Below are 23,141 nucleotides of genomic sequence, written 5' to 3'. Positions count from 1 at the left end.
ACCTACAGTCAGCGCTCCCAGTGCTTGAACAGAACAAGAGCCGACCATGAGCATTCGTATTACCCACCTCAGCGTACGTGACATCCGTTTCCCCACTTCACTGTCGCTGGATGGCTCAGACGCCATGAACAGCGCCCCCGACTATTCTGCGGCCTATGTGGTGCTGCACACCGACGCCGAGGCCCTCGAAGGCCACGGCCTGACGTTCACCATCGGCCGAGGCAACGAGATATGCGCGGCCGCGGTGCAGTCACTGGCGCCCTTGATCGTCGGCCTCACCCTCGATGAAATCACCGCCGACATGGGTGGTTTCTGGCACCGCTTTACCGTCAGCGACAGCCAGCTGCGCTGGCTGGGCCCGGAAAAGGGCGTGATCCACCTGGCCACGGCCGCCATCATCAACGCCGTGTGGGACCTGTGGGCCAAGCACGAAGGCAAGCCCGTATGGAAACTGCTGGCCGACATGACGCCGGAGCAACTGGTGCGCTGCCTGGACTTCAGCTATGTCACCGACGTGCTCACCCCCGAAGAAGCCATTGCCCTGCTGCGCCGCCAGGCGCCAGGCAAAGCCCAGCGCGAGGCACAGATGCTGCGTGAAGGCTACCCCGGCTACACCACCGCGCCAGGCTGGTTGGGCTACAACGAAGAAAAAATGCGCAAACTGGCCCGCGAGGCCGTGGAAGATGGCTGGACCCACATCAAGCAGAAGATCGGCGCCGACCTGGAAGAAGACATTCGCCGTGCCACTATCCTGCGCGACGAAATCGGCTGGGAGCGCACCCTGATGATGGATGCCAACCAGGTGTGGGGGGTCGAGGAGTCGATCGCCAACATGCGCCGCCTGGCCGCCTTCGAACCGTTGTGGATCGAAGAACCGACCAGTCCGGACGACATTCTCGGCCACGCCACCATTCGCCAACGCATCGCGCCGATTGGCGTGGCCACCGGTGAACATTGCCACAACCGTGTCATGTTCAAGCAAATGTTCCAGGCCGGTGCGCTGGACTTCTGCCAGCTGGACGCTGCCCGCCTGGGCGGCCTGAACGAGGTGCTGATCGTGCTGCTGATGGCGGCCAAGTACGACGTACCGGTGTGCCCGCACGGGGGTGGCGTCGGGCTGTGCGAATATGTGCAGAACATCGCCCTGTTCGACTACATCGCAGTGTCTGCCTCGCTGCACAACCGGGTGCTGGAGTACGTCGACCACCTGCACGAGCACTTCATCGACCCGGTGGTGATCCGCCGCGGGCGCTACATGCCGCCACAACGCCCGGGCTACAGCATCGAAATGCACGCTGAAACCCTGGAGCGCTACCAGTACCCCAACGGCGCCGTGTGGCTCGACATCAACCGCTCCTGACCCACAGACCTTGGCGTGTCGCGGTTACGCGGCACGCCACCAGCACATTTCACGGGGAAAAAAACAATGACAACCCTCACCCGTGCAGCGGCTTCGGCCCCTGCCGCCACCACAGAGCAGCGCCTGAACGGCCTGCTGTTACGCAAATTGATGCCACTGCTCATCGTCGTCTATGTGATGAGCTTTCTTGACCGCACCAACATCGCCTTGGCGAAAGCCAGCATGGGCATCGACCTGGGCTTGTCGGCAGCGGCGTACGGCCTGGGTGCCGGCCTGTTCTTTCTCACCTATGCGCTGGCCGAAGTACCCAGCAACCTGATCATGCATCGGGTGGGCGCGCGCTTCTGGATCACCCGCATCATGATTACGTGGGGTTTGCTTTCGGCGGGCATGGCCTTCGTCCAGGGTGAAACCTCGTTCTACATCATGCGCCTGTTGCTGGGCGTAGCCGAAGCGGGCCTGTTCCCCGGAGTCATGTTGTACCTGACCTATTGGTTCGACCGCGAACAGCGCGCCCGTGCTACGGGGTATTTCCTGCTGGGCGTGTGCCTGGCCAATATCCTCAGCGGGCCACTGGGCGGTGCCCTGCTGGAAATGGACGGCGTACTCGGCTGGCACGGCTGGCAATGGCTGTTCGTGCTCGAGGGCCTGCCTGCCGTGGCCCTGGCCTTGGTGGTGTGGAAGAAGTTGCCGGACGGCCCCGCGTCGGCGCCCTGGCTGTCGGCCGCCGATGCCAACGATATCGAACGCCGCCTGGCTGCGGAGCGGGCTGCCGCGCCACAGCAAAGCAAGTTGGGGCAGATGTTCCGCGACCGGCAGATCTGGCTGGCGATCGTGGTGTACTTCGTGCACCAGATCACCATCTACACGGTGATTTTCTTCTTGCCGGGCATCATCGGCACATACGCTGCGCTATCGCCTTTCCAGGTCGGCCTGCTGACCGCGGTGCCATGGGTTGCCGCCGCCATCGGTGCCGCCACCTTCCCACGGCTGGCCACCTCACCACGCCGCTGCCGCACCTTGCTGTTCTTCGGCCTGCTGACCATGGCGGCCGGGCTGCTGCTGGCCTCGCTGGCCAACTCGTTCGTTGGCCTGATCGGGTTCTCCCTGACAGCGCTGATGCTGTTCGTGGTGCAATCGATCATCTTCGTCTTCCCCTCCAGCCGCCTGAGCGGCAATGCGCTGGCGGCCGGCCTGGCCTTCGTTACCACCTGTGGCCTGTTTGGCGGTTTCGTCGGGCCTTCGGTAATGGGGCTCATCGAGCAGACCACCGGCAGCACCCGCAATGGTTTGTGGATCATTGCTGCGTTGCTGGCAGTGGCGGCACTGGTCAGCACCCGCCTGCGCCAGGGGCAGGAGCAACACTGAGCAATACGCACGCTTGCACCGCCTGCAAGCGCAGCCTTGTGCTGCACTTGCAGGCACTTCGATCTCAATGTGAGAGGCGGACACGGCGCCGGCAGCCTTGCTCCAGCGCCCGCGCCAAACGCTCCACTGCTTGGCGCAGGTCGTCCGGCAGCCCGCCCGGCCACATCAACGCCAGGTATTGCGGGTAACGCCCCTGCAGGCAGAACTGCTCGCCCGGCAGTGCACGCAACGCTGAACCTGCCAAGGCTACGGCAACACGCTCCCATACCAGCGGCTGGCGAAAGCAAACCCACAGCATGTGCCCACCTTGCGGCATCTCAAACCTCACCTGTTGGCCAAATTGCAGCGCAAGCACATGCGCCAGGCCGTGAGTTCGCCTTTGCAGGTCTGTGCGCAGGTGTACCAGTTGTACGTCCATTTCCCCCTTGCCGAACATGTGCGCAAGCGCCTGCAGACGCAGTGGCGCGAGCCGAAACGCGCGTTCGGCAAACGCCTTGGCCAGCACGGTGTCTTTGCTCAACAAATAGGCATACGGTGCTTCGGCCCCGACCGTGGACTCGAACGCGCCCATCACCAGCAGCCAGCGCGGGTCGACCCAGTCGCGCAGGCGCTTTTTCGGTGGCCCGTTGTAACAGAGCTCACTGTCCAGATCGTTTTCCAACAACCAAACAGGGTGCTGGCCTAGCAACAGACCAAGCTGTTGCTGATAGTACGGTGAAACCAGCCGCCCTTGCGGCATGCCCAGGCACGATGGCATGACCAACATCTTTACAGGCTCGCTCCCTAGCAGCGTGGCCAAGGTGTGCAGGTCCGGATTACCACGGGCATCCGGTGGCACCTCCAGCACACGCATGCCTGCACGTGTCAGGGCGCGCAGCACTTGTCGGCAACAGGGTGAATGCACCAGCACGGTACCGCCCTGCAAGGCCAGCGCCGCCATCAGCGTCTCCAGCAACGCCGGCACATCAGGTGCCAGTTGCACGTCATCGCGACACCAGTACTGGCTGGAAGAACGGGTATAGCGTTCTGCCAATGCACTGCGCAGGCGGGTGCTGCCAAGCGCCCCCCAGGGCTCCACGCCGCGGTCACGCTGGCGGGCGAAACGCCGTTCGTGGCCAAACAGGGCACGCTCCAGCAGCGGTTGCACGGGGGGTGGCAGACAGGGCGTGGTCACGGCTTGCACTTTGCCAGCGTGTTGTACGTAATAACCTGACCTCGGCAAGCAGCGTACGCGGCCCTCCTCTTCCAGCAGGCTGTAGGCGCTCTGCACCGTTGCCAACGACACCCGCAGCCGTCGGGACAGTGTGCGCAGTGACGGTAAGCGGCATGGGCCACCGCTTGCCGCCTGATCGATCATGGCTTCCAGGTAGCGATATACCTGGCGATACGCGAACTCGCCGGGGGCCACTCGCCCCATCAGGACAACCCCGCAAAGCCGCGCCGCAGCCCCAACGCCTGCCGAGGCATCAACCTCAAGTGCACGTCGCGGCGAGCCAGGTTGTTCATCAGGCGCCAGGCGGTCAGCGGCAGTTGCCCACTATAAATCGCCCGCAACTGCACCAGCGGCAAGCCACTGGTGTTCACCAGCCAGGCTTTCACCGCATCAGGGCAGGGTTTGCCCTGCAACGCCCTGTGTAGGTACGGCAACGCCACCAACATATCGGCATGCCGGCATTGCAGGAAACGTTCGAGGTTCTTCCCTTGCCGGGCAAAAGGGCTGAATAGCAAGCACACCAGCTGCGTCTGATTGAGGCCGTAGGTTTTGCCGAGTTGCGACTGATGCATTTCGTGTTGCTTGCTACCACCCGACTGCCCGGCCAGGCGCAGCGCGGGGCGGCTGGACTGGGGGTCCAGGCTGCGTGCATGCAGCTCGTGCAACTGTGCCGTGGCTTGCGGATCGACGAATGCCGACAGTGGCCAGGCACCCGGGGCGTTCTCGATACTACAACCCAGCATGCTATCAAGCGGCTGTGCTTCGACTACGTACGGTAGCAGGTCATCGAGGGCTATCAGCCGCACCATCTCCCTTTCCGATGCGCCGCCCAATGCCGGCTGGCGATTGGGGGCGCCCCCGACAACCCCATGCAACCGGCCCAGACCTTGGGCCAGCAACGCCAGGCACTGGTACATCGCATACGGGCCGTGCTCGCCGGACAGGCGCAGGTTACGCCGGGCCCATGCCAGGTATCGGCGCCGCTGGGCACCGGGTATGGCGGTGACCAATGCATCGGCAGGTGCCTGTGCCTGCAGCGCAAAACCTATAGCCCCCGCCAGCTCCAGGTGCAGACGGCAACCCAGCAAGGCTTCAGGCCTGGCGTCGACCAAGTGGCCGAACATCAACAAAGCGTCTTTCGCCAGTGCCCAACGCTCGGGCCTGGCCGAGGGCTGGCGACGAAACGGCACCACTGCGTCACCCTCGATCATCTGCAACTGCACCCGGGGGTCATCCTGCATGAACAGTGCGCTGAAGCTACGCTCGTGCGCGTCCAGCCTGGCGCTGTCCGCAACCGGCAAGCTGACCACCAGCACCCGCAGCTGGAAGGTTACCGGCGCACGCAGGGCAATACTCAATTGTGCGGCACGCAGCATCGCCAACAGCCTGGCACTGTGGCGATCGCTGCCCTGCAACACCTGCAAGCGGAAGGTACCGATATACTCGAGCCCACCCGCCGCAACCACCAGCCGTTGTATCAACAGTTGCAAAGAAGCACGCTGCGCCTGTGACATGTGGTTCAGCAAGCGTTCAAGCACTTGTTCGTAGACGTAATGCATTGCCTGGTCGTGAATAGCTGTCACGAAATCACCTCGCCCACTTCATTCAGCCGACACATGCCGAGCCCACTGCATTGAGCTTGAACCTGCGCCAAACTTACCCAGAAGAAATTTCCTACAATCAAATGGAAGTAATGACGTAACCCTTCACTGTCGCCAAGCCATCGAGAAAAGCCCTCCACGACAATGACCTATCGCTAACACACATCGCCCTGGCCTAGGCATAGCCATGCTCATTTCACGCTCCTTGCGCAAACTACTACCGAGCCATTATCGAGGGATGCAGAGCGAATTGAAGATACAGATCGCGGTAAAAAAACCATTCACCAGAAGCACAAGCGCACATTGAAGCGCATGGCGAATGCGTTCAAGCCAGATTATTTGGCGGAATATTTCCGACAATTAGAAAACATCCCACTTAGATGTAGTAATTTTTATATTTATTTGTAGGAACGTTCCTATTTTTAATGTTTCAACCCCACCCCGCAGACACAAAAAAACCCGGGGCTCACCCGGGTTTTCCAGTAACGCATGCAACCGTCAGTGTTGTGCCATGTCCAGCACCACCCGCCCACCGCACGGGCATTGGTCCATGTAGCGATGCGCCTCTACCACCTGCTCGAACGGGTACACCTTGATGATCTGCGGTGTCAGCAACTGGTCGGCGGTAAACTGGTTGATGTCGCGCAAGGCGCGCTGCAATGCCACCTGGTCCTGGCTGATGCCAAGCTCTGGCTTGCCGGTGAAGTTGCCGATGCAATGCACATAGAACTGGATGTTCTTCTGGAAAGCCGCGCACGCCGGGAACGGCGTTTGATTACCGCCTTGCAGGCCATACAGCACCAGGCTGCCACGCGGTGCCAGCACGTCGCCCAGCAGCGACATCTGCGGGCCACCCATGCCATCGAGAACCATGTCTACGCCGCGACCTTCGGTATACTTGCCAACCTGCAGCAGCAAGTCCTGCTCTTCGGTGACAATCACTTTGTCGGCGCCCAGGCTCAGCAGGTACTCACGCTGTTCCGCTTCCTTGGTGGCCGCAAACACTTTCAGCCCCAACGCCTTGCCAAGCTGCACGAAGGCGGGGCCGGCGCAATGGCTGGCATCGGTGACCAGCGCAGTCTGCCCGGTCTTGGCCCGCGCCAGGTCGACGTAGGCAAAATAGGCGATCAACAGCGGCGTATAATGCACGCTGGCCTCGATCGGGGTGAGTACATCCGGGTAGCGGGTAATGGCTGAACGCGGGAGCACAATGACATCACCATACACCGGGTGGTCGTTGGCACTGGTAGCCGGGAAGCTGGCAACCCGATCACCGACGGCAATGTCTTCTACCCCTTCACCGATCGCCGTCACCACCCCGGCCATTTCGTGGCCGATCCCCGCAGGCAGCCGTGCCTGGGACGGCGCCAGGTTCTGGCGCCAAAGCACGTCATACCAGCTGACGCCAACCGCCTCGACGCGGATCTGAACCTCGTCGGCAGCGGGTGACGGTTCGGCCTGCTCCTCGCAACGGAGCACATCGGCAGCGCCGAACTTGTGGAAACGGATCATGCGGGACATCGCATACCTCGCCTTTGTGAACCTCTAATTACCACTGACTCTATCCGGGCTTTACCGGTTAGACCATCAGCGGTCATTAATAGTCGACATGCTTGTCATCGATTGGGCACCTCACTTTCCCTGCAATTGGTCCCCCTAAACCCGTGCAGGGTAACAGCCTTTGGCCTTAAGATTCACCCCTGCCCCACTTTAGGCGAAGCGCACCGATGAATCGAAACGACCTGCGTCGCGTAGACCTCAACCTGCTGATCGTGTTCGAAACGCTGATGCACGAGCGCAGCGTGACCCGTGCCGCGGAAAAACTGTTCCTCGGCCAACCGGCCATCAGCGCGGCCTTGTCGCGCCTGCGCAACCTGTTCGACGACCCGCTGTTCGTGCGCACCGGCCGCAGCATGGAACCCTCTGCGCGGGCGCACGAGATCTTCGCCCTGCTGTCGCCGGCGCTGGACTCCATTTCCACGGCGGTCAGCCGCGCAGCCGAGTTCGACCCCGCCACCAGCAATGCCGTCTTCCGCATCGGCCTGTCGGACGACGCCGAGTTCGCCCTGCTGCCACAGTTGCTCAAGCGCATTCGCGCGGAAGCGCCTGGTATCGTGCTGGTGGTGCGAAGGGTCAATTACCTGCTGATGCCTACGTTGCTGGCTTCGGGCGAGATTTCGGTGGGCGTCAGCTACACCAGCGAACTGCCGGCCAACGCCAAGCGAAAAGTACTGCGCCGCAGCATGCCGAAACTGCTGCGGGCCGACAGCGTGCCCGGCAGCATCACCCTGGACGACTTCTGTGCCCGACCGCATGCACTGGTGTCGTTTGCCGGTGACCTTTCCGGGTTTATCGACGAAGCGTTGGAAGAAATTGGTCGCAAGCGCCATGTGGTGCTGGCGGTGCCGCAGTTCAACGGGCTGGGGAGCTTGCTGGCGGGCACGGATATCGTGGCGACGGTGCCGGACTACACGGCCGATGCACTGACTGCGGCGGGAGGGTTGCGTGCCGAGGACTTGCCGATACCCGTGCGCAGTTTCGAACTGCACATGGCTTGGCGTGGAGCGCAGGATAATGACCCGGCGGAAAGGTGGTTGCGGTCGAGGATACAGATGTTCTTCGGGGATCCCGATAGCTTGTGACTGACTTCCATCTAGATCCGTAAATAGCAATAAAATCAGTGTCTTAACTTGATTTTACGTCCAAGGCCGTCCGTCGTATTCCGCTCCTTTCCAATGCACCTGCGGGTATATTTTTGGGTACTTTTCCTGTTTCGAAAAAAAGTACCCGCACATGACGACTTCCCTCCCCACACCTGCATTGCGGCGTAAGCTCAGCGACGCCTTCTTGCGTACCATTGCTGAACCCGGCAAGTACGCTGACGGCGAGGTACCCGGTCTTTACCTGCATGTTCAGGCCTCGCAGAAGTCGAACAAGCCTGCCGCAAAATACTGGCGGATGAGGTATCGCCTGAACGGCAAGGAAAACGTGTACGCGATCGGCCGTTATCCCGACATTGGCTTGAAAGACGCCCGCGACTTGGCCCGAGCCGCGCGCCAGAACGTAGCTCAACACGTCGCCCCGCTGAAGGCCAAACGCAAGAAAATCGCCGATCAGTTACTTAATGAAGAACGCACATTCAGTTACGTCGCCGAACAGTGGCTGGCCTTCAAGTCGCACGACCTCGTGAGCAAATCCCTCGCGGGCTTTCGCGGCGCTTTGAGCAATCACATCTTGCCCACGATCGGCAACATTCCCGTCAGCGAGATCAAACTGGACCACATCATCGAGATCATCGCTACCCTGCGCCGAGCACGCACACTGGCCATGGCCAAGCGCGTGCGTACCATCATCCGTGCCGTACTCGGTTTCGCTGAGGGTCGTGGCTGGGTGGAGCGTAACGTGGCCCTGAGCAACACCGAAGAGCTCAAGGTTCGCCATGTGGTGACCAGTAATCCAGCGATCGAACGACCAGCCGATTTGGGTCACCTTCTGCTTCGTCTGGATGAGCTCAGCCCCAGCAGTGTGAGCACTGCGATGCGCTTGCTGGTCATGCTGCCGGTTCGCCCCGGCGAGCTGGTGAAAATGCGTTGGGAAGACATCGATCTGGTCAGCGCCGACTGGCGCTATGTAGTAGGGAAAACACGCCATCTGGATAAGAGCAAACACATCGTGCCACTGCCGGAGCAAGCCCTTGTGCTGTTGCGTGAACTACATGAACGGCGGGTGGTGGATGAAGCGGGGAATGGCTGGGTCTTTGTATCGCCGGTCTACCCAGGCTATCCAGTTGACGCCACATCCCTGGCCAAGGCCTACCAGCGGATCTGGCCGGAATACCGCATCACTGCGCATGGTTTCCGCGCCACCTACCGTACTATCGCTCACGAGCATTTGGGTATCGATCCGATTGTGCTGGAGTTGTCGTTATCGCACCGCATGCCAGGTGCACTGGGTTCCGTGTATGCCCGCGCGCAATTGCTGCCGCAGCGTCGGGAGGCCGCACAGCATTGGGCGGACTACCTCGATCGGCTTCGAAAAAATTCCAAAGATACTGCAGCAGAATAGTTGTCGGAAAAGTACAGATCCTACTTGCACTTCCTTCTTGTCATGATCACAACAACTGCCTCTTCAGATAGGGCCAACTCAATATCGTGAACATGGCGGAGCACTCGATATCCGAACTCACGCGACTTAGCCAGCCGGTAAAAATAAAGTTATAACAATCAATAAGATAAAAATTGAGTTCGAAAGCAGCGAAGTCCGCCAAATAGCGCTCCAACGACTTCTGAATCGCCCCTGATTTCCTAGACACTCTCCAAGCTCTGAAAATAGCGTTTCTCATACTCTACTGGCGACAGCTGCATAGCACTGCCGTGTCGGCATTTAGGCTTATAAAACATCTCGATGTAATCGAAAATATCACTCCGGGCTTCGTCACGCGTTGCGTAGATCTTTCGTCGGATTCGCTCCCGCTTCAAAAGCTGGAAAAAGCTCTCGGCTATGGCATTGTCGTGGCAGTTTCCCCGTCGGCTCGTGCTGCTGACCACATTTTTGGCCTTAAGGAAGCTTTGCCAATCTGAGCTACTGAACTGACTGCCTTGGTCTGAGTGAATCATCACTTGCTGCTGTGGCTTGCGTCGCCAAACGGCCATCAACATCGCGTCGATAGCAAGGTCGCTGCACATCCTCGGCTTCATTGACCAACCAATCACTTGGCGAGAAAACAGATCCAGCACTACCGCCAGATACAGCCATCCTTCATAGGTGCGAATGTATATGATGTCTGTCACCCAGACCTTGTTCGGCTCGCTGACCTTGAACTGCCGGGCAAGGTGGTTGGGCGAGGCCAGGTTGGTTTTCCGCCATAAAACCTAGGACGACGGCGATAGCCCGTTTGCGAACGCAACCCCTCTGCCTGCATCAAACGACCGACTCGATTTCGCCCGCATGTCTCTCCCAGTTCACGCAGGTCACCATGAATTTTGCGGTAGCCGTACACACCTCCGCTTTCGAGCCAAGCCTGTTTGATCAAGCCAAGCAGACGATGATCTTCTTTTGCTCGGGTAGATTGAGGCTCGGCCAGCCAGGCGTAGTAGCCGCTGGGATGCACCTTGAGGGTTTGGCAAAGGCGCCGCACCGGGTAATCCGTCGAGTGCTTCTTGATGAAGGCGTACTTCAGCCGCACTCCTTGGCAAAGTACGCGGCGGCCTTCTTTAAGATGTCTCACTCTTCCGTCACGCGCTTGAGTTCAGCGCGCAGCTTACGCAGCTCAGCCTGCTGATCATCGTCTTGCTGACGCTGTTCTTGGGGTTTGCTGTATAGCTTGATCCAAGCGTAGAGGCTGTGAACGTTGTGAACGGACATGCCCGGGCGCTGGGCAACATCGGCGACAGGCTTGCCTTTCTCGGTCACTTGCTTGACCGCTTCGATCTTGAATTCTTCAGGGTAACGCTGACGACTCATGGCACCTCCTATTTGGGCCTCATTATGAGGCTTGGAGATGTCTAGGAAACCAAGGGCGATTCATAACGCAGTGACACCGAAACCTTTGACTGTCTCGATGCAAATGCGTGCGTCAAACAAGAGAACCCATCGGGCGTGCATCTGGGCCAACATTCAGCCTGCGGTTAGCACCTTTCTCAGCGACTGAGTACACAACTCTACCGGCTGGCTGATGCTTCGCTTTCGGCATTGAATGCAACCACTGCGATCTGTAGCGAAGGCTCGAAAGGTATCGCGACAAGGTTCGTACGTTCTACGCCAACAAGTGCAAACTCGTCTACGATCGTGACGCCCTGCCCTTGCTTCACCAAGTTGACGGCCAAGCTGTACCGATTGGTTTCCAACGCAGCAACCTTGGTGAGCAAGCAAGAAGGCTCGCCAGGATAATGGGTGGACAGGGCAGCGCCAACGTGTTTGGGGAAGCGGATAGCTTCAGCCTCACCGCAGCTGCGTTTGCCAATGCATTCATTATCAATGCACTCGATCATGATGACGGAGTGGAAAACGATGGGAAGGGCATGGGGCACCCCGGCGCCACGCTCATGGCCACCGCTATCGCAGCGTTGGACGCGAATCCCAAGCAGGTAACCGAGTCGGCTCTCTTGGCGGGACTGGTAGCAGGCTTCGAAGTCAACAACCGCTTGATCCATTCACTGCGCCCAGTGCAGATAGTTTCAATAAAGCGTACGGCGTCGCAAAACACCAAGCCATCGGTGCCGCTGTGGTGTATGGCCGAATCAGCGGTTTCGATGAGGAACTGATGCACCACGCAGCGGATGGTGGGCTCCGATAGATTCGATGCCGAGGTCCTGACCGCCAACCAGGCGCGATTGTGGAGATCGAGAATGACGCTGGAGTGTGCATCCGTCACGCCCTTGCAATGCCCTGCGGCAGCGCCTCACGCCCGATTTCAGATGCAACGATCATCGAGAAGGCACGCCGTAATCTTGAGGGAAACGCCGAAGACCCAGACAGGTTTTTAACTACTTTTTGAAGGGTATTCCGGAGGGCGACTACCCCCTGAGATCCAAGTCGCTAATTGGCTCTGCCTGCCGCCGCTGACCCAAAGCTCGCCTGGTAAAAACCATGAGGTGTTCAACTGCTTCTGCCCGCGTTTCGGGCAGAAGCGTACAGAGCACTAAACATGGAGGTGATGAAAAAACCAGCGACCGTGATTTACCCCCAAAAACTATTCGAACGACACCGAGCGTTTTTGATAGCCGGAATGACCCATCAAGTAAACAGCGCCACCCCTGGCGCTGCACTCAGGATACTGTGATAGGCGCGCCCTCTGACCCTGGAGCGCCGGAACCCTTGATAATTTTATACAACCCATCAACTCTCAACTGCTCAGCAGTATTTGAAGGGAACAGCAAGGTAATGCTGACGTACATGACGAAGTTAATGCCCAAGGCCACCACACCAGAAGTCAGCCCCTCTAACAGCGGCACTGAGACTGGGTAGTACCACTGCAACATGCCAGCGACTATAAAGCCCGTAATCATTGAGCAGACTGCAGCAGGGGCTGTCCCGCGCTTCCAGAAGATACCCAGGAACACAGTAGGCGCAAGTTGAACGATACCCTGGTAGGAAATCATCGCCAGGATAATAAGGTGGCTCGACTCAGTGGTGGCAACTGCAAAGGCCGCCGCGAGAAGGGTCAGTAACGCTACCGCCACCTGGCCAACGCGCTTGTTTTCAACCCGGTGCTGCCTGATTACACCTACGATGTCGTTGGCAGTTTGCGCACCAAGTGCTTGAAGATTCGCGCCTACGTTACCCATTGTCGCGGCAACCACACAGATGCCGGCCAACGTGACGACCAGCACGCCTCCAATTTTTGCAGCGATGAACCACACCGCATCCGGAGCCTCCTGAACACCTGGCAACGAAGACGCACAGAGGGCAAGCAAGGTAACGGAAGTACCGAAAATCAGCAGTATTGGCGCCGCCTGCATCGCGGAGCGCTGGATGGTATTTGTACTTCGTGAGGCAAAGAGCCGAACAAAAATGTCTGGCCAACACCAACCACCCAGTGCACCTGTTAAAATCAATGAAAACAAGTAGAGCGGCCCAAGATCGCTACCAGGCCCTGGGATGGTAAAAAGCCGAGTGCTGGACGCATCCAGGCCGTAACCATTTGTGACCAGCCAGACAAGAAGGCCCAGCGCAATCATCGTACCCACCAGGTAGGCAGCAATCCCCTGCACCATGTCACTGATGATGACACCTCGTGCCCCAAATCTGATTGTCCAAATTTGGCGAGCAGCAATCAGTCCGACACCGATGAATACTGCGGTCCCTGCCCCCACGGCACCGAATGACAAATGGGTGAATACCAAGGTCAAAGACTGCATCCCTAAAACAATCCAAGGGAATGAGGCAATGATACCGATAGTAGCAGCCACTACACGTACGGCCTTCGAGTTGTAGCGCAACCCCAGCAAATCGGCCTGTGTTCTCAAGTCGAATGCCTTACCCCACGTATGCACCGGCCTGGCGAGCAGAAACATCAAGACAACTGCCAATAGCGAATAGGGAACGTAGTAAAACCCCATGATCCCCGATGATGCCGAAAAACCCGCAAAAGAGATGAAAATCGTGCCTGGAAGCCAGGTATTCACAAAGGCCATCGTCGAATAGAAGCTCCCGAAAGAACGTCCCCCCGTCGCATAGTCACTAAAATTTCCCGCACCGGAAACTTTATGGCTGCGCTCTAGCGCATAGACAATTATCAAGAAAAACAGGAAAACCCCACCGTAGCCAATAAGCATTTGCATTTTATTGTGCCTCACGGTTTGAGCATGCCGATATCAACGGCAGGGACACGGCTACAAACAAGCTAGCCCCCAGAAAGTAGCCAAGCGCGTGCTCAGCCACCCCATCACCGAAATACCAGTGAAGCGGAGGTGCTAGAATAATCAAACCATCAATCAACACGATGACATTTAAAAGCGACTTTCGAGAAAATAACCGAGCGGTATCGAAGACGGATTGCAGCATGGCAGCACCATTTTTATTTGACTAGTTTACTCTGTCCGCAAAAACCAACGTGTAGAACTCAATCAGCCCCACAGACCTCAATAATATTGCGCAGCAAAAATCTTCTCACTTCAGCGATGTGCTCAAGCTGATAAGACTGAACCTCTTGACCAAAAAGACCTTTCATATCCTGGAGATTAGGATCCTCTAGCCCTGTCAGTCGCCCACTGAGCGTTTCAATCACTGCCAAGCCCATATAGGGAACAGTATTTTGCTCATAACCACCCTCATGGCACATCACGAGCCTCCCTTGACACTCTGCCTCGGCAACATCCATGACACGGCGGGTCAACTCACGGAAGCTGTCACTGTGGAGAAGCATGCGCCCCAAAGGATCGTAAGCACCTGCATCGAAGCCGCACGACACGATGATAAGCTGAGGACGAAATGCAATCAGTGCCGGAACAATGATCGTATCCATGGCTTCCATATAGGCACCGTGACCTGATCCAGGAAGCATCGGAATATTGAAATTGTACCCGCTCCCTTTACCCTCCCCCCTTTCTTTGTATCCACCTAATTCACTCGGATAGTTACCCTGCTGGTGAATGGACAGGGTCAACACCTCTGGCGATTCCCAGAAAATCTCCTGCGCGCCATTACCATGGTGTACATCCCAATCAACGATAGCCACACGCTCAAGGCCAAACTTCGTAATCGCATGGCGTGCTGCAAGAGCCCCGTTAGCTAATAAACAGAAGCCCATCGCAGCGTCGGCGACAGCATGGTGACCAGGCGGACGCACCAGCGCGTATGCATTTTTAACATCCGCCCTCAACACGGCATCAACGGCCTCTACTACACCACCTGCAGACATTGCCGCAATTTCGTAGCTTCCTGAACCCAGAGGGGTATTTGCACTGAATGCCCCCCCTCCGGAATCACTGAGCCCTTTGAGTTGATCCAAATATGCCCGAGTATGAACCCTCTCCAATTCATCTCGCCCAAGTGCTCTTGGCCGAATAGGGAACAACGCGTCTGTTATTCCGCTTACGTCCAACAGATTTTTGAATCGCCGTTTGGTTTCAGCTTCCTCGAAAGGTGTACCCGGCTGGATTGTCAACCCTGGTTTATATATCCCCGCGTGGCGGCCTGTCGAATGCCACATGAACAATTCATGCCAAACGAACCCAGTGCCCATAACCTACCTCTTGAGTCAAATCTGTTATTAGAGATGTAATCGATCTGTCTCATTAGCTTATGGGTTGAAGGTGAGCCTGAAAATGCCGCTATAGGGGTAGACGGCGAGGAGTAGGAGAGTCAGGACAAAGTGCTTGAAAGGCTCAAAATCGGTGGTTATAGGCAGGGAGCAACAGTGATGGCAGCCACCTGCCTCAGGTTGGCACAAGGGTCGGAGAAAGGGCCACCCTGCTGCCTCGCACCGTTCAATTCAAGGTAAGCAACTCAGTGCCTCGTGCGGGTGAAGAGCGTGCAAGAAAAAGGCTGCACAATTGTAGCTCAGTATTAATCCCAAGCTTTGAGTAGATATTACGGCGATGCACCTTTACCGTCTGAACACTAATCCCCAAGTACCTGGCAAGGTCTTTAGTACACCGACCTGAAATCATGAGATCAACGATCTCACGCTCCCTGGCTGTCAGCGTAGCGCCAACCTCACCTATAGCCGTACCCTGCCGAACAACAGCCGACCGCCCTTTGTCCAGTGAGTGCTTATAGTAATTACCAAGAACACCCTTGATAATCGCATAGACATTTTCCAACATGTGGATCTCTTCCCGGGACGCAATAGACCCCTTGCGCCCAATTGAGAGCACCAGGGACGCCCCATCCGTCAATGGAACAACGAAATCCACCTCATCACGCAAGGCCAACCCTCTATAATAGGAGCTGTAATAGTCGCTCCCTTTCAGAGCACAGGTCTCCGAGTTAATCTGCACAACCTTGGAGCCGCCTTGCATACCAAGATGCAACAACAACGGATCATACCTATAGGCGTCGGCCAAATACCTTTCAAAATAGGCCTCGTGACGACTCTGTGGAATATCGTGAGAGATTATAATCGGCAGTTCCGAGCCAGTATCATAGAGCTTCAAGATGAATGCCTCATGGCACACAACCTCCTTAAGCCACTCCGATATTCTGGTTGGCAAGTCTTGATCTGAACTGTGGTCATAGAGATCTGCTACCTGTTCATGCCACGGCAAGATCTCAGGATTCGACAGAAGGTTGTTGAGCCTCATGATTGCTTCCGGCTTTCAATATAAACGATAGGCTGTCGAAAGCAAAAAACATGCCATCAACTGAATTTCAGCTTCCTTTCCTCTATTGACGGCAAGTCTTCAGCACAAACGTCAAATATGCACGTTACCGCGCTGCTGCTCGTGATGCCCACCTACCTTTGCCGAGTACAGATTCTGTGCACGTTCCCTTACTACACGCGTCCAGGAGGTAGGTAACAAGCGTGGCCCCACAGCGATACTGACAGATACGAAGGCGGTTTAAAATTTATAGGTCATGTAAAACTGCCAGGCCGAAAAGTTTTTGCCACCAAAAACCTCTTTAGCTGCCGCCTGAGGTTTTACAAAATTATACGACAACGTTAAATATGTGTTCACCACTGGCGTCCAGTTTGCGAACAACGCAGTTTCATCGGCAAAGTCCTTGCTGCCAACAGGGGTTCCGTAATAATTCCCTTCATCCAGATCGAAATCATAGAATACCGCCCCTACGCTTAACGTCGACTGCACAGGAACCGCAACTTTCCACATACTCACCACCTCGTTGCTGTTATTCAACAAGTAGTTCCCTGTGATATCGCCGATCACCCAAGCCCCCCGGTCCATGTATCCTTTAGCCAAAGGATCCCAGCTTTTGCGCTTTTTATCTAACGGGTCGCTGTCACCGGAGAACTTCGCGTATCGATACGTAAGCTGAGGCGTAAAAGGTAGTTGAGAAAAATTGTAGGCCGCTTGTAAATACCACGCATCACTATCAAACTCGATCCCCTCCCCCTTACCACGCTGGATCGCATACTCGCCGTCCAGTAGCAGATCCGGCAACCCAGGCACTTTTGCGGAAAGCAGCCTGAGATCGTAAACACTCATACCGTTTTTGGGCGCCACGGCCTGGGTATCATTATCAACATTGCTTACATTGACGTATGTTGCCCCAGCCCGCCCCAACGAGAAGTCGTAATCCACATTCAACCCCGTAAGCCTTTGGTGCCCCAGGTACTTATCTGCAGAAACGGTGAATAGCTGACCGGACAATCCATTATCGCCCGCATACTTCAATATAACGGTCTCTTCGAATGCTCGACGAGGATCTGCCCAATATGCGCCATCACTGAGCATACCCAAGTGGCCGTCAGCAATTATAAAGCCATTGCCAACGACATAACTTTGCCTGCCACCACTCAGGCTCCATTCCCGATAAGTCACACCTACGTACAGATCCTCCCAACTGGTCCTGCCATCTCCTGAGCGTGTATAACCACCGGCATCTCCGTCGCCACCTGTATAAGCTGAAATAACTGAGCCCACCGCATACACATCAAAATCATCATCGACTTTGTATTTAGCCTCAAGCTTCGGCTTCACGAACGCCTCAAACCAGTCAGCGCTGTCTCCGTGGTTCCGGCCGTCTCGAAAGTCTATTTGACCAGCGCCAAAGTTAACGCCTTTCGTAGACAGTGCCGCCCCTCCCACTTCCAGGCTAGCCTCTACGCTCAGAGGACCGTCATTAAACTCAACATCGGCGCAAGCAAGCTGAGGAATCACAGCACCTGTGATTAAAACCGAAACAATCACCGAACAGCGTAAATCCGTCACCCTCAATTTATCAAGCTGATACATGGCGCCCTCTGCACTCATATTTTTATAGTATGTGGCACACCAAAAAGATAGCGTTGCAGCGCATCCAAAGCCTCAGCGCCTTAATAAGGTGTTACCGTTGCACAGGTCGCCATTCATCCTTGGGGACTGCGCCAGATCAGCATATCCAAGGCGGTGAAACGCAGACATACCCCGATGGGGGCATGATCACCAAGCCCACCAGGAGAGGTCTGAAAAACGTTGCAGCGTCGACTGAAAGCGTTGCAGTTGTCACTTAAGAGTAACTGGGGTCAGCGTAGCCCTGCGAGCCCCCACAACCAAACGCGCGCAACTATAAAAACTTGCACACGGGGCGGAAAGTTGCTGCTTTTCAACTCGGAGTAGACAAGAAGCCGGGATTGCCCTCAAGCGCAATTGCCATTGAGCGCAGTGCAATCCACAACGCCACGACCCCTTCGGTGTCGTCCAAGGATCGCCCAGTGATCTCCTCGATCCGACGCACTCGATAGATCAATGTTTGCTTGTGTACTTTCAGTATCTGCGCGGACTTTTGCCATGAGCGATCCTGCTCCAGGAATACCCGTAGGGTATGAACAAGCTGACTACCGTTCTGGCAATCGTAATCAACCAAACCGCCGATGACTCGACGATACATCCTGTTAGCTTGCGCCAGATCGCCAGGCAGCCAGAATGCTTCGTCCAAGGCATTGGCGTATTCGACGATCTGCCGGTCTGGCGTCGAATGGGCTAACGCCAGACGCGCCTCCCGCAACGCTTCCTGCGCTCTGAGCGCGGTGCCCAGCAAGGTACTTACGCCTAAGTTACACCCCAGCACCCCGAGAAGGGATTGGCACGCCTTTGGGTCGGCCAGCACGATCACCAGCTCATCACCCGCCTGGCGGGCTACCAGCATTGTGCCCTGCCGGCAAAGATCGCGCTGCCAGTTGATCGGTGCGGCATACTCCATCCGGGCCACAATCAAACAAGCAGAGCCTGGCGGGCACCCATGCTGCTCAAGCCGCTGTGAGGCTGCACGCTCTGTCAACCTCATGCTAAGCAGATCGTCAACAAGCTCCGAGCCTAAGCGCAGCATGCGTTCATGCTCGCTTTGGACGCGCTCCAACTCGATTGCCAGCACCGAGGCAATATGATGGAGAATGCCGTAATCCAGCAACTGACCACCTGTGGCAAGAATCGCGCACTCCGGCAATGCCGGCAGTGCCATGAAGTACGCTTCGCTCTCGCCGTCATGACAACGCGTAAGATCGTAAGTGAGACGCGGACGCGAGTGGAGTACCTGCTGCCATTGCCCAGGCAGGGGCTCCAGCCCCTCTTCCCACGGCTGTAAACTACGCGTGTCGAATAGATAAATCTCAGCGGCGACATCGTCGGCGAGCCTTCGCAGCAGCCCATTCAAACCCAGATGCCGAAGCCCGATCCTTGCGCTCTCATAGAGACGCACAACGGCACGTCGACGTTGATCTTCAGTTTGCTGCCGTGCATCCAAAATGGCTTTCGTGACCGCGGAGAATGGCACCGAGTAATGAGTGATCAGCACCGGAAAACCCAGCAGTGATGCTTGATCGCACAAACCAGACAGATCCGCCGGGGCCTGCATATTTTCACCGATCATCATGCCTGCCACCTTGGCCTCAGAGAGCCGAGCGACATAGGCTCTTTGCTGCTCGGGCTCAGGCGGTATGCCGATACCCGTGGTCATCAGCAGGTCACCCTCCCCCAGCCATTCGCTTGGATCAGGCAGTTCGCACACATGGGCCCACCGCAAGGTTCGCGGCATGCCCTCCATGCCGGTCAGCAGCCGAGTGCGTAACGATACGTTGTCGATAATGTCCTGAACGCTGAACGACATGATGATGAACTGCCTGGCTGGAGATGGAGAAACGCCCTGCTGCGTGGATGGCTAGGTACCACCCACGCCGCCGGACCCTGCTTCCACCCTAGCAGCGGCGTATATTGGACGTCGAGCCAGAACAGTGCTCGACGCGTTCAATCAGGTCGCCAGACTCAGCGACGCAGATTGTTGCAGAGATCGACCTTTAGTTTCCGGTGCCCAGGCCAAGCAGACGAAGAATGCCAGCAATGTAACAGCAGCACCAATCATCAGTGTCGCTTGCAAGCCAATGGACTCAATGCCAATCGGCGTCAGATAGGTACCCGTCGCTGCACCGATGCGGCTGAAACCCACAGCCACACCCACCGCTGTGGCTCGAACGGACGTAGGGAATAGTTCATTGGGATAGATCCATTCCAAAATGCTCGGTCCGCCCGACACGAACGCATAGAATGCGAATGCGCCGATGATAAACCAGGCGGGCGCATCAGCCCAAAGCCCCAAAACGAACAGTGGAATAGCCATCAACGCGAACGGGACTAGCACCATCGGGCGACGGCCCCAGCTTTCCACGAGTTTGAGCGCAGGAATCACACCAATGGCGAACAGCGTAGCGATCAGCAATTCACCCAACGTGGACGCGTTCACGCCTTTGATACCGGCGGAAATCAGGATCATGCCACCAAAGGTATAGAGCACGTACTGAGGGGTAATCTGAGCAAAGTAGAGCACGCCACACATGATCGTGCGCTTGAGATAGCCACCTGAGGAGATCATTTTCAGGTCGGCCAGCATGGAGCGTGGGCGCCCGCCGTCGTTAAGCTGGTCAATATCGTGTTTAGTAATTTTTACTGAGGTGCCGTAGACCTGACGGATAACTTCTTCCGCTTCCTGTACACGCCCCTTACTTGCAAGCCAGCGAGGCGATTCTGGAATGCCACGACGCATGATCACCACGATCAGGCCAACCACAGCCCCACTGAACAGCATCCAACGCCAAAGCGAATGATCGCCACTGAACTTGACGACCAAGTAACCCACCACAAAAGCCGTCATCGCTCCAACCGACCAGGCCAGCCCGGACAGGCCGATCATGAACCCGCGACGCTTGGAGGGAGTGAACTCGGTAAGCAACGAGGTGGCAATCGGATAGTCAGCCCCCACCGCCAGGCCAATGATGAAGCGAAGTACGATGAGCTGCCAAGCGTCAGTCACGAAAGCGCTCAAGCCGCAGGCAATGATGAGCACCGTCAAGTCCAATGCATACATGGTCTCCCGACCGATCCGATCAGTAAGGGCACCGAACACGGTCGCGCCGAAGAAAATGCCCATCAACGACGCGGCACCAATGAGGCCAGTCTCGATTGGCGATGCCGGAATGTCGTTGGCGAAGCCGATGAGGGCAATGCCAATCAAACTGAGGATGTAACCGTCCAAGAATGGGCCACCGCAGCACGCAAGCAGCAATTTACGGTGAAACTTGGAGACGGGCGAATTTTCGATGATATCGAACACGCTCATATAGCGACCTTTCTTATTGAAGTTATGGAAGGTACGAGGGCCAGTCAGCCGACGATGAAGTAGTGCTTGGTTACGGTTTCCTCAATCTCCCAGACACCCATTGTGTTTGGTGCGAAGTAAACGGCGTCTCCCGCCTGGAAATGGATGGCCTCGCCTTCGTCAGGCGTGAAAACACCCTTGCCACTGATGAAATAGCTGTACTCGGCCTGCAGCACCTGACGCCGCCAGACACCCGGCGTACACGTCCAAATCCCCAACGAAAAGCGCGGGTCTTTAACCACCTCATCAAGGGCAAGACGGGTTTGGGAAATAGCGTCGCCGAGTGGGTGGGCGACCGGTGTCGAGACGGAGAACACAGTATCTGCAGCAAGGCGTTTAACGATCGGGGTCATGTCGTTGGCTCCTGTATGGTCAGGCTTTGTCTTCAAGTCCGGCTGGGGCGAGCCCAGCCAGCATGCGGTCAATAGCGGACGGTCGGACGCCGCTCATTTCAGCGCGCTCCTTGCGGATCACGGCATTTCGAACGAGCGAGCCACCCAAGTAGCGCAATGGCTCTGGCGGAAAGGTCTTGCAGACGCGACCTACCAAAGGACAAGTACTCCACTTGTCCTCGCTACCGAGTACAAGGCTGGCAAGGATGCGACCGCCGAGACGGCTAGGGCCGACCCCGTTCCCGCTCCAGCCAATGCCGTAGTGAATGTTCTGGCTTCCGGCCAGGGTGCCGAATACCGGTAGGCTGTCGTAGGTACGATCAATCGGCCCCGACCAAGCGTTCGTGAGCTCGGTCGAAGATAAGTTGGGGTATGTGCGGCGGAAGTCTGCCTCAGTCAGCTCAATGCTCTTGTCATGCCGGCTGAAGGTGTCATCAATTCGCGAACCATAAGCCAAAGCACCCGTGCCTTTGCCGAACGCAATACGGCCATCGCGCGTGGTGCGGTAATAGTCCACCATCAACTGCGAGTCGGTTATGGACTCCTGGCCCGTCCAGCCCATCTGCTCCAGCTTCGACGGAATTGGCGCGGTGACAACGATAGAACTGTTCACCGGGACAACCAGCTTAGCCAACTCGGGAATAGAAGCGGCCCAGGCGTTACTTGCGAGCACCACGGCATTTGCATGGACGCGACCATGGGTGGACGTAAGACTGACCGTTCTGCCCGGTTCAATGCTCTGGACCGGAGTCTGTTCGAAGATACGAATCCCAGCCTCAATTGCGACGCGCCGCATTCCACGCACCAAAGCGCCAGGCTGGACGGTGGCGTTACTGCGCTCATAAACGCCAGCAAGGTGCACGTCGGAGCCTGTCATCCTGGCCACCGCGTCGGCCGTCAGGCGCTGGAATGGAGAGACACCCAGACGTTCACACACGTCAAGCGTACTGTTCCAACTATCAATGTGAGCTGGAGTGGTCGCCGTCCAGATCCAGCCTTTTCGAACATAGTGGGCGTCGATCTTATTCTGCTCGCAAAACTCGCCCAGCTCAGTAATGGCGTCTTCGGCTGCCTGGGACAGAAACAGAGCTTGCTCCTTGGAGCAGAAGCTCAGCAGCGACCCAATCTTCGGCCACCAGGACATGACGAAACCGCCATTGCGACCGGATGCCCCGCCACCGCAGATGTCCTGCTCCAGTACCACGACATTGATGTCCGGGCCACGCTCCTTAAGAGTGAGCGCCGTCCACAGCCCTACAAAACCGCCACCGACGATCGCAACATCGGCATTGTGTTCGCCCTCTAAGGGCGACGTGGACTGAAGATTGTCCTGCAGACTTTGTAGCCAGTAGCTACGCGTCAGAGGGCGAGAAGAGGCCAGGCGCATGGGATGGGTTCCACTGTGTTGTTTTTCACAGTTTCGCCCTCCACCACGCCACGCCACTATTGCACGTTAT

The 23,141-nt window shown here is 57.0% G+C and carries 17 protein-coding genes and 1 pseudogene; 5 read left to right on the top strand and 13 right to left on the bottom strand.

The features are described 5' to 3' along the window. Nucleotides 1–46: 46 nt before the first annotated feature. Together B9A31_RS20680 and B9A31_RS20675 are read left to right on the top strand one after the other, a co-directional pair. Nucleotides 47–1,360 (top strand): L-fuconate dehydratase, encoded by a 1,314-nt coding sequence (locus tag B9A31_RS20680; RefSeq protein ID WP_019098281.1) that lies wholly within the window; start codon nt 47–49, stop codon nt 1,358–1,360. Between the two features lie 66 nt (nt 1,361–1,426). Then, the gene (locus B9A31_RS20675) at nt 1,427–2,728 is read left to right on the top strand and encodes an MFS transporter (protein ID WP_025753044.1); all 1,302 of its coding nucleotides are present in this window, start codon (nt 1,427–1,429) and stop codon (nt 2,726–2,728) included. Between the two features lie 64 nt (nt 2,729–2,792). Here B9A31_RS20675 and B9A31_RS20670 read toward each other — a convergent pair whose 3' ends face one another. The 3 genes from B9A31_RS20670 to B9A31_RS20655 all read right to left on the bottom strand — a co-directional run bounded on the left by B9A31_RS20670 (nt 2,793) and on the right by B9A31_RS20655 (nt 7,063). Next, nucleotides 2,793–4,145, bottom strand: coding sequence for a GntR family transcriptional regulator (locus B9A31_RS20670; protein ID WP_026020423.1), 1,353 nt, complete (start codon nt 4,143–4,145; stop codon nt 2,793–2,795). Next, nucleotides 4,145–5,524 (bottom strand): hypothetical protein, encoded by a 1,380-nt coding sequence (locus tag B9A31_RS20665; protein ID WP_019098278.1) that lies wholly within the window; start codon nt 5,522–5,524, stop codon nt 4,145–4,147. The genes B9A31_RS20670 and B9A31_RS20665 overlap by 1 nt, the downstream gene beginning before the upstream one ends. 516 nt (nt 5,525–6,040) lie before the next feature. After that, a complete protein-coding gene (locus B9A31_RS20655) occupies nt 6,041–7,063 on the bottom strand; it encodes a zinc-dependent alcohol dehydrogenase family protein (protein ID WP_019098277.1) in 1,023 nt (340 codons plus the stop codon). Nucleotides 7,064–7,269: 206 nt separating this feature from the next. On the opposite strand from B9A31_RS20655, the gene B9A31_RS20650 reads away from it, so the two are divergent. Next, nucleotides 7,270–8,184 carry a LysR family transcriptional regulator gene (locus B9A31_RS20650; protein ID WP_003253946.1) on the top strand — a complete coding sequence of 305 codons (915 nt, stop codon included), beginning with the start codon at nt 7,270–7,272 and terminating at the stop codon, nt 8,182–8,184. A 151-nt stretch (nt 8,185–8,335) separates the two neighbouring features. Beyond that, nucleotides 8,336–9,607, top strand: coding sequence for a tyrosine-type recombinase/integrase (locus B9A31_RS20645; RefSeq protein WP_084297318.1), 1,272 nt, complete (start codon nt 8,336–8,338; stop codon nt 9,605–9,607). A gap of 239 nt (nt 9,608–9,846) precedes the next feature. Here B9A31_RS20645 and B9A31_RS20635 read toward each other — a convergent pair. Beyond that, nucleotides 9,847–11,005: pseudogene (locus B9A31_RS20635) on the bottom strand (IS3 family transposase). A gap of 338 nt (nt 11,006–11,343) precedes the next feature. Here B9A31_RS20635 and B9A31_RS20625 point away from each other — a divergent pair. Further along, entirely contained in the window at nt 11,344–11,805 is a 462-nt protein-coding gene (locus tag B9A31_RS20625; protein ID WP_201296092.1) for an MmgE/PrpD family protein, read from the top strand. A gap of 504 nt (nt 11,806–12,309) precedes the next feature. On the opposite strand, the gene B9A31_RS20620 is transcribed toward B9A31_RS20625, so the two are convergent. From B9A31_RS20620 to B9A31_RS20580, 9 genes are all read right to left on the bottom strand, one after another. After that, a complete protein-coding gene (locus B9A31_RS20620) occupies nt 12,310–13,824 on the bottom strand; it encodes a sodium:solute symporter family transporter (RefSeq protein ID WP_084297315.1) in 1,515 nt (504 codons plus the stop codon). Nucleotide 13,825: 1 nt separating this feature from the next. Continuing rightward, a complete protein-coding gene (locus B9A31_RS20615) occupies nt 13,826–14,047 on the bottom strand; it encodes a hypothetical protein (protein ID WP_033693166.1) in 222 nt (73 codons plus the stop codon). 58 nt (nt 14,048–14,105) lie between these two features. Further along, complete coding sequence (locus B9A31_RS20610; RefSeq protein WP_143512076.1) at nt 14,106–15,194, bottom strand: class II histone deacetylase; 1,089 nt, start codon at nt 15,192–15,194, stop codon at nt 14,106–14,108. Nucleotides 15,195–15,471: 277 nt separating this feature from the next. Next, entirely contained in the window at nt 15,472–16,287 is an 816-nt protein-coding gene (locus B9A31_RS20605) for a LuxR C-terminal-related transcriptional regulator (protein WP_027608939.1), read from the bottom strand. Nucleotides 16,288–16,545: 258 nt separating this feature from the next. Next, nucleotides 16,546–17,901, bottom strand: a complete 1,356-nt coding sequence (locus B9A31_RS20600) for an alginate export family protein (protein WP_050580644.1) — start codon at nt 17,899–17,901, stop codon at nt 16,546–16,548. Between the two features lie 349 nt (nt 17,902–18,250). After that, nucleotides 18,251–19,750 carry a PucR family transcriptional regulator gene (locus tag B9A31_RS20595; protein ID WP_027608941.1) on the bottom strand — a complete coding sequence of 500 codons (1,500 nt, stop codon included), beginning with the start codon at nt 19,748–19,750 and terminating at the stop codon, nt 18,251–18,253. 141 nt (nt 19,751–19,891) lie between these two features. Next, a complete protein-coding gene (locus tag B9A31_RS20590) occupies nt 19,892–21,253 on the bottom strand; it encodes an MFS transporter (RefSeq protein ID WP_027608942.1) in 1,362 nt (453 codons plus the stop codon). Nucleotides 21,254–21,297: 44 nt separating this feature from the next. Beyond that, nucleotides 21,298–21,645: a cupin domain-containing protein gene (locus B9A31_RS20585; protein WP_084297313.1), complete on the bottom strand. Its 348-nt coding sequence runs from the start codon at nt 21,643–21,645 to the stop codon at nt 21,298–21,300. Between the two features lie 19 nt (nt 21,646–21,664). After that, a complete protein-coding gene (locus B9A31_RS20580; RefSeq protein WP_084297312.1) occupies nt 21,665–23,071 on the bottom strand; it encodes an NAD(P)/FAD-dependent oxidoreductase in 1,407 nt (468 codons plus the stop codon). Between the last annotated feature and the right edge of the window lie 70 nt (nt 23,072–23,141).

Source organism: Pseudomonas sp. URIL14HWK12:I5, from assembly GCF_900176445.1.
GTDB lineage: Bacteria > Pseudomonadota > Gammaproteobacteria > Pseudomonadales > Pseudomonadaceae > Aquipseudomonas > Aquipseudomonas monteilii.
This window is presented reverse-complemented; position numbering and strand designations above follow the sequence as displayed.

What these genes read in the sequence shown, in the direction of transcription:
- B9A31_RS20680 (WP_019098281.1), top strand. Translation starts at nt 47, where the DNA reads ATGAGCATTCGTATTACCCACCTCAGCGTACGTGACATCCGTTTCCCC.
- B9A31_RS20675 (WP_025753044.1), top strand. Translation starts at nt 1,427, where the DNA reads ATGACAACCCTCACCCGTGCAGCGGCTTCGGCCCCTGCCGCCACCACA.
- B9A31_RS20670 (WP_026020423.1), bottom strand. Translation starts at nt 4,145, where the DNA reads ATGGGGCGAGTGGCCCCCGGCGAGTTCGCGTATCGCCAGGTATATCGC.
- B9A31_RS20655 (WP_019098277.1), bottom strand. Translation starts at nt 7,063, where the DNA reads ATGTCCCGCATGATCCGTTTCCACAAGTTCGGCGCTGCCGATGTGCTC.
- B9A31_RS20650 (WP_003253946.1), top strand. Translation starts at nt 7,270, where the DNA reads ATGAATCGAAACGACCTGCGTCGCGTAGACCTCAACCTGCTGATCGTG.
- B9A31_RS20645 (WP_084297318.1), top strand. Translation starts at nt 8,336, where the DNA reads ATGACGACTTCCCTCCCCACACCTGCATTGCGGCGTAAGCTCAGCGAC.
- B9A31_RS20620 (WP_084297315.1), bottom strand. Translation starts at nt 13,824, where the DNA reads ATGCAAATGCTTATTGGCTACGGTGGGGTTTTCCTGTTTTTCTTGATA.
- B9A31_RS20615 (WP_033693166.1), bottom strand. Translation starts at nt 14,047, where the DNA reads ATGCTGCAATCCGTCTTCGATACCGCTCGGTTATTTTCTCGAAAGTCG.
- B9A31_RS20610 (WP_143512076.1), bottom strand. Translation starts at nt 15,194, where the DNA reads ATGTGGCATTCGACAGGCCGCCACGCGGGGATATATAAACCAGGGTTG.
- B9A31_RS20605 (WP_027608939.1), bottom strand. Translation starts at nt 16,287, where the DNA reads ATGAGGCTCAACAACCTTCTGTCGAATCCTGAGATCTTGCCGTGGCAT.
- B9A31_RS20600 (WP_050580644.1), bottom strand. Translation starts at nt 17,901, where the DNA reads ATGTATCAGCTTGATAAATTGAGGGTGACGGATTTACGCTGTTCGGTG.
- B9A31_RS20595 (WP_027608941.1), bottom strand. Translation starts at nt 19,750, where the DNA reads ATGTCGTTCAGCGTTCAGGACATTATCGACAACGTATCGTTACGCACT.
- B9A31_RS20590 (WP_027608942.1), bottom strand. Translation starts at nt 21,253, where the DNA reads ATGAGCGTGTTCGATATCATCGAAAATTCGCCCGTCTCCAAGTTTCAC.
- B9A31_RS20585 (WP_084297313.1), bottom strand. Translation starts at nt 21,645, where the DNA reads ATGACCCCGATCGTTAAACGCCTTGCTGCAGATACTGTGTTCTCCGTC.
- B9A31_RS20580 (WP_084297312.1), bottom strand. Translation starts at nt 23,071, where the DNA reads ATGCGCCTGGCCTCTTCTCGCCCTCTGACGCGTAGCTACTGGCTACAA.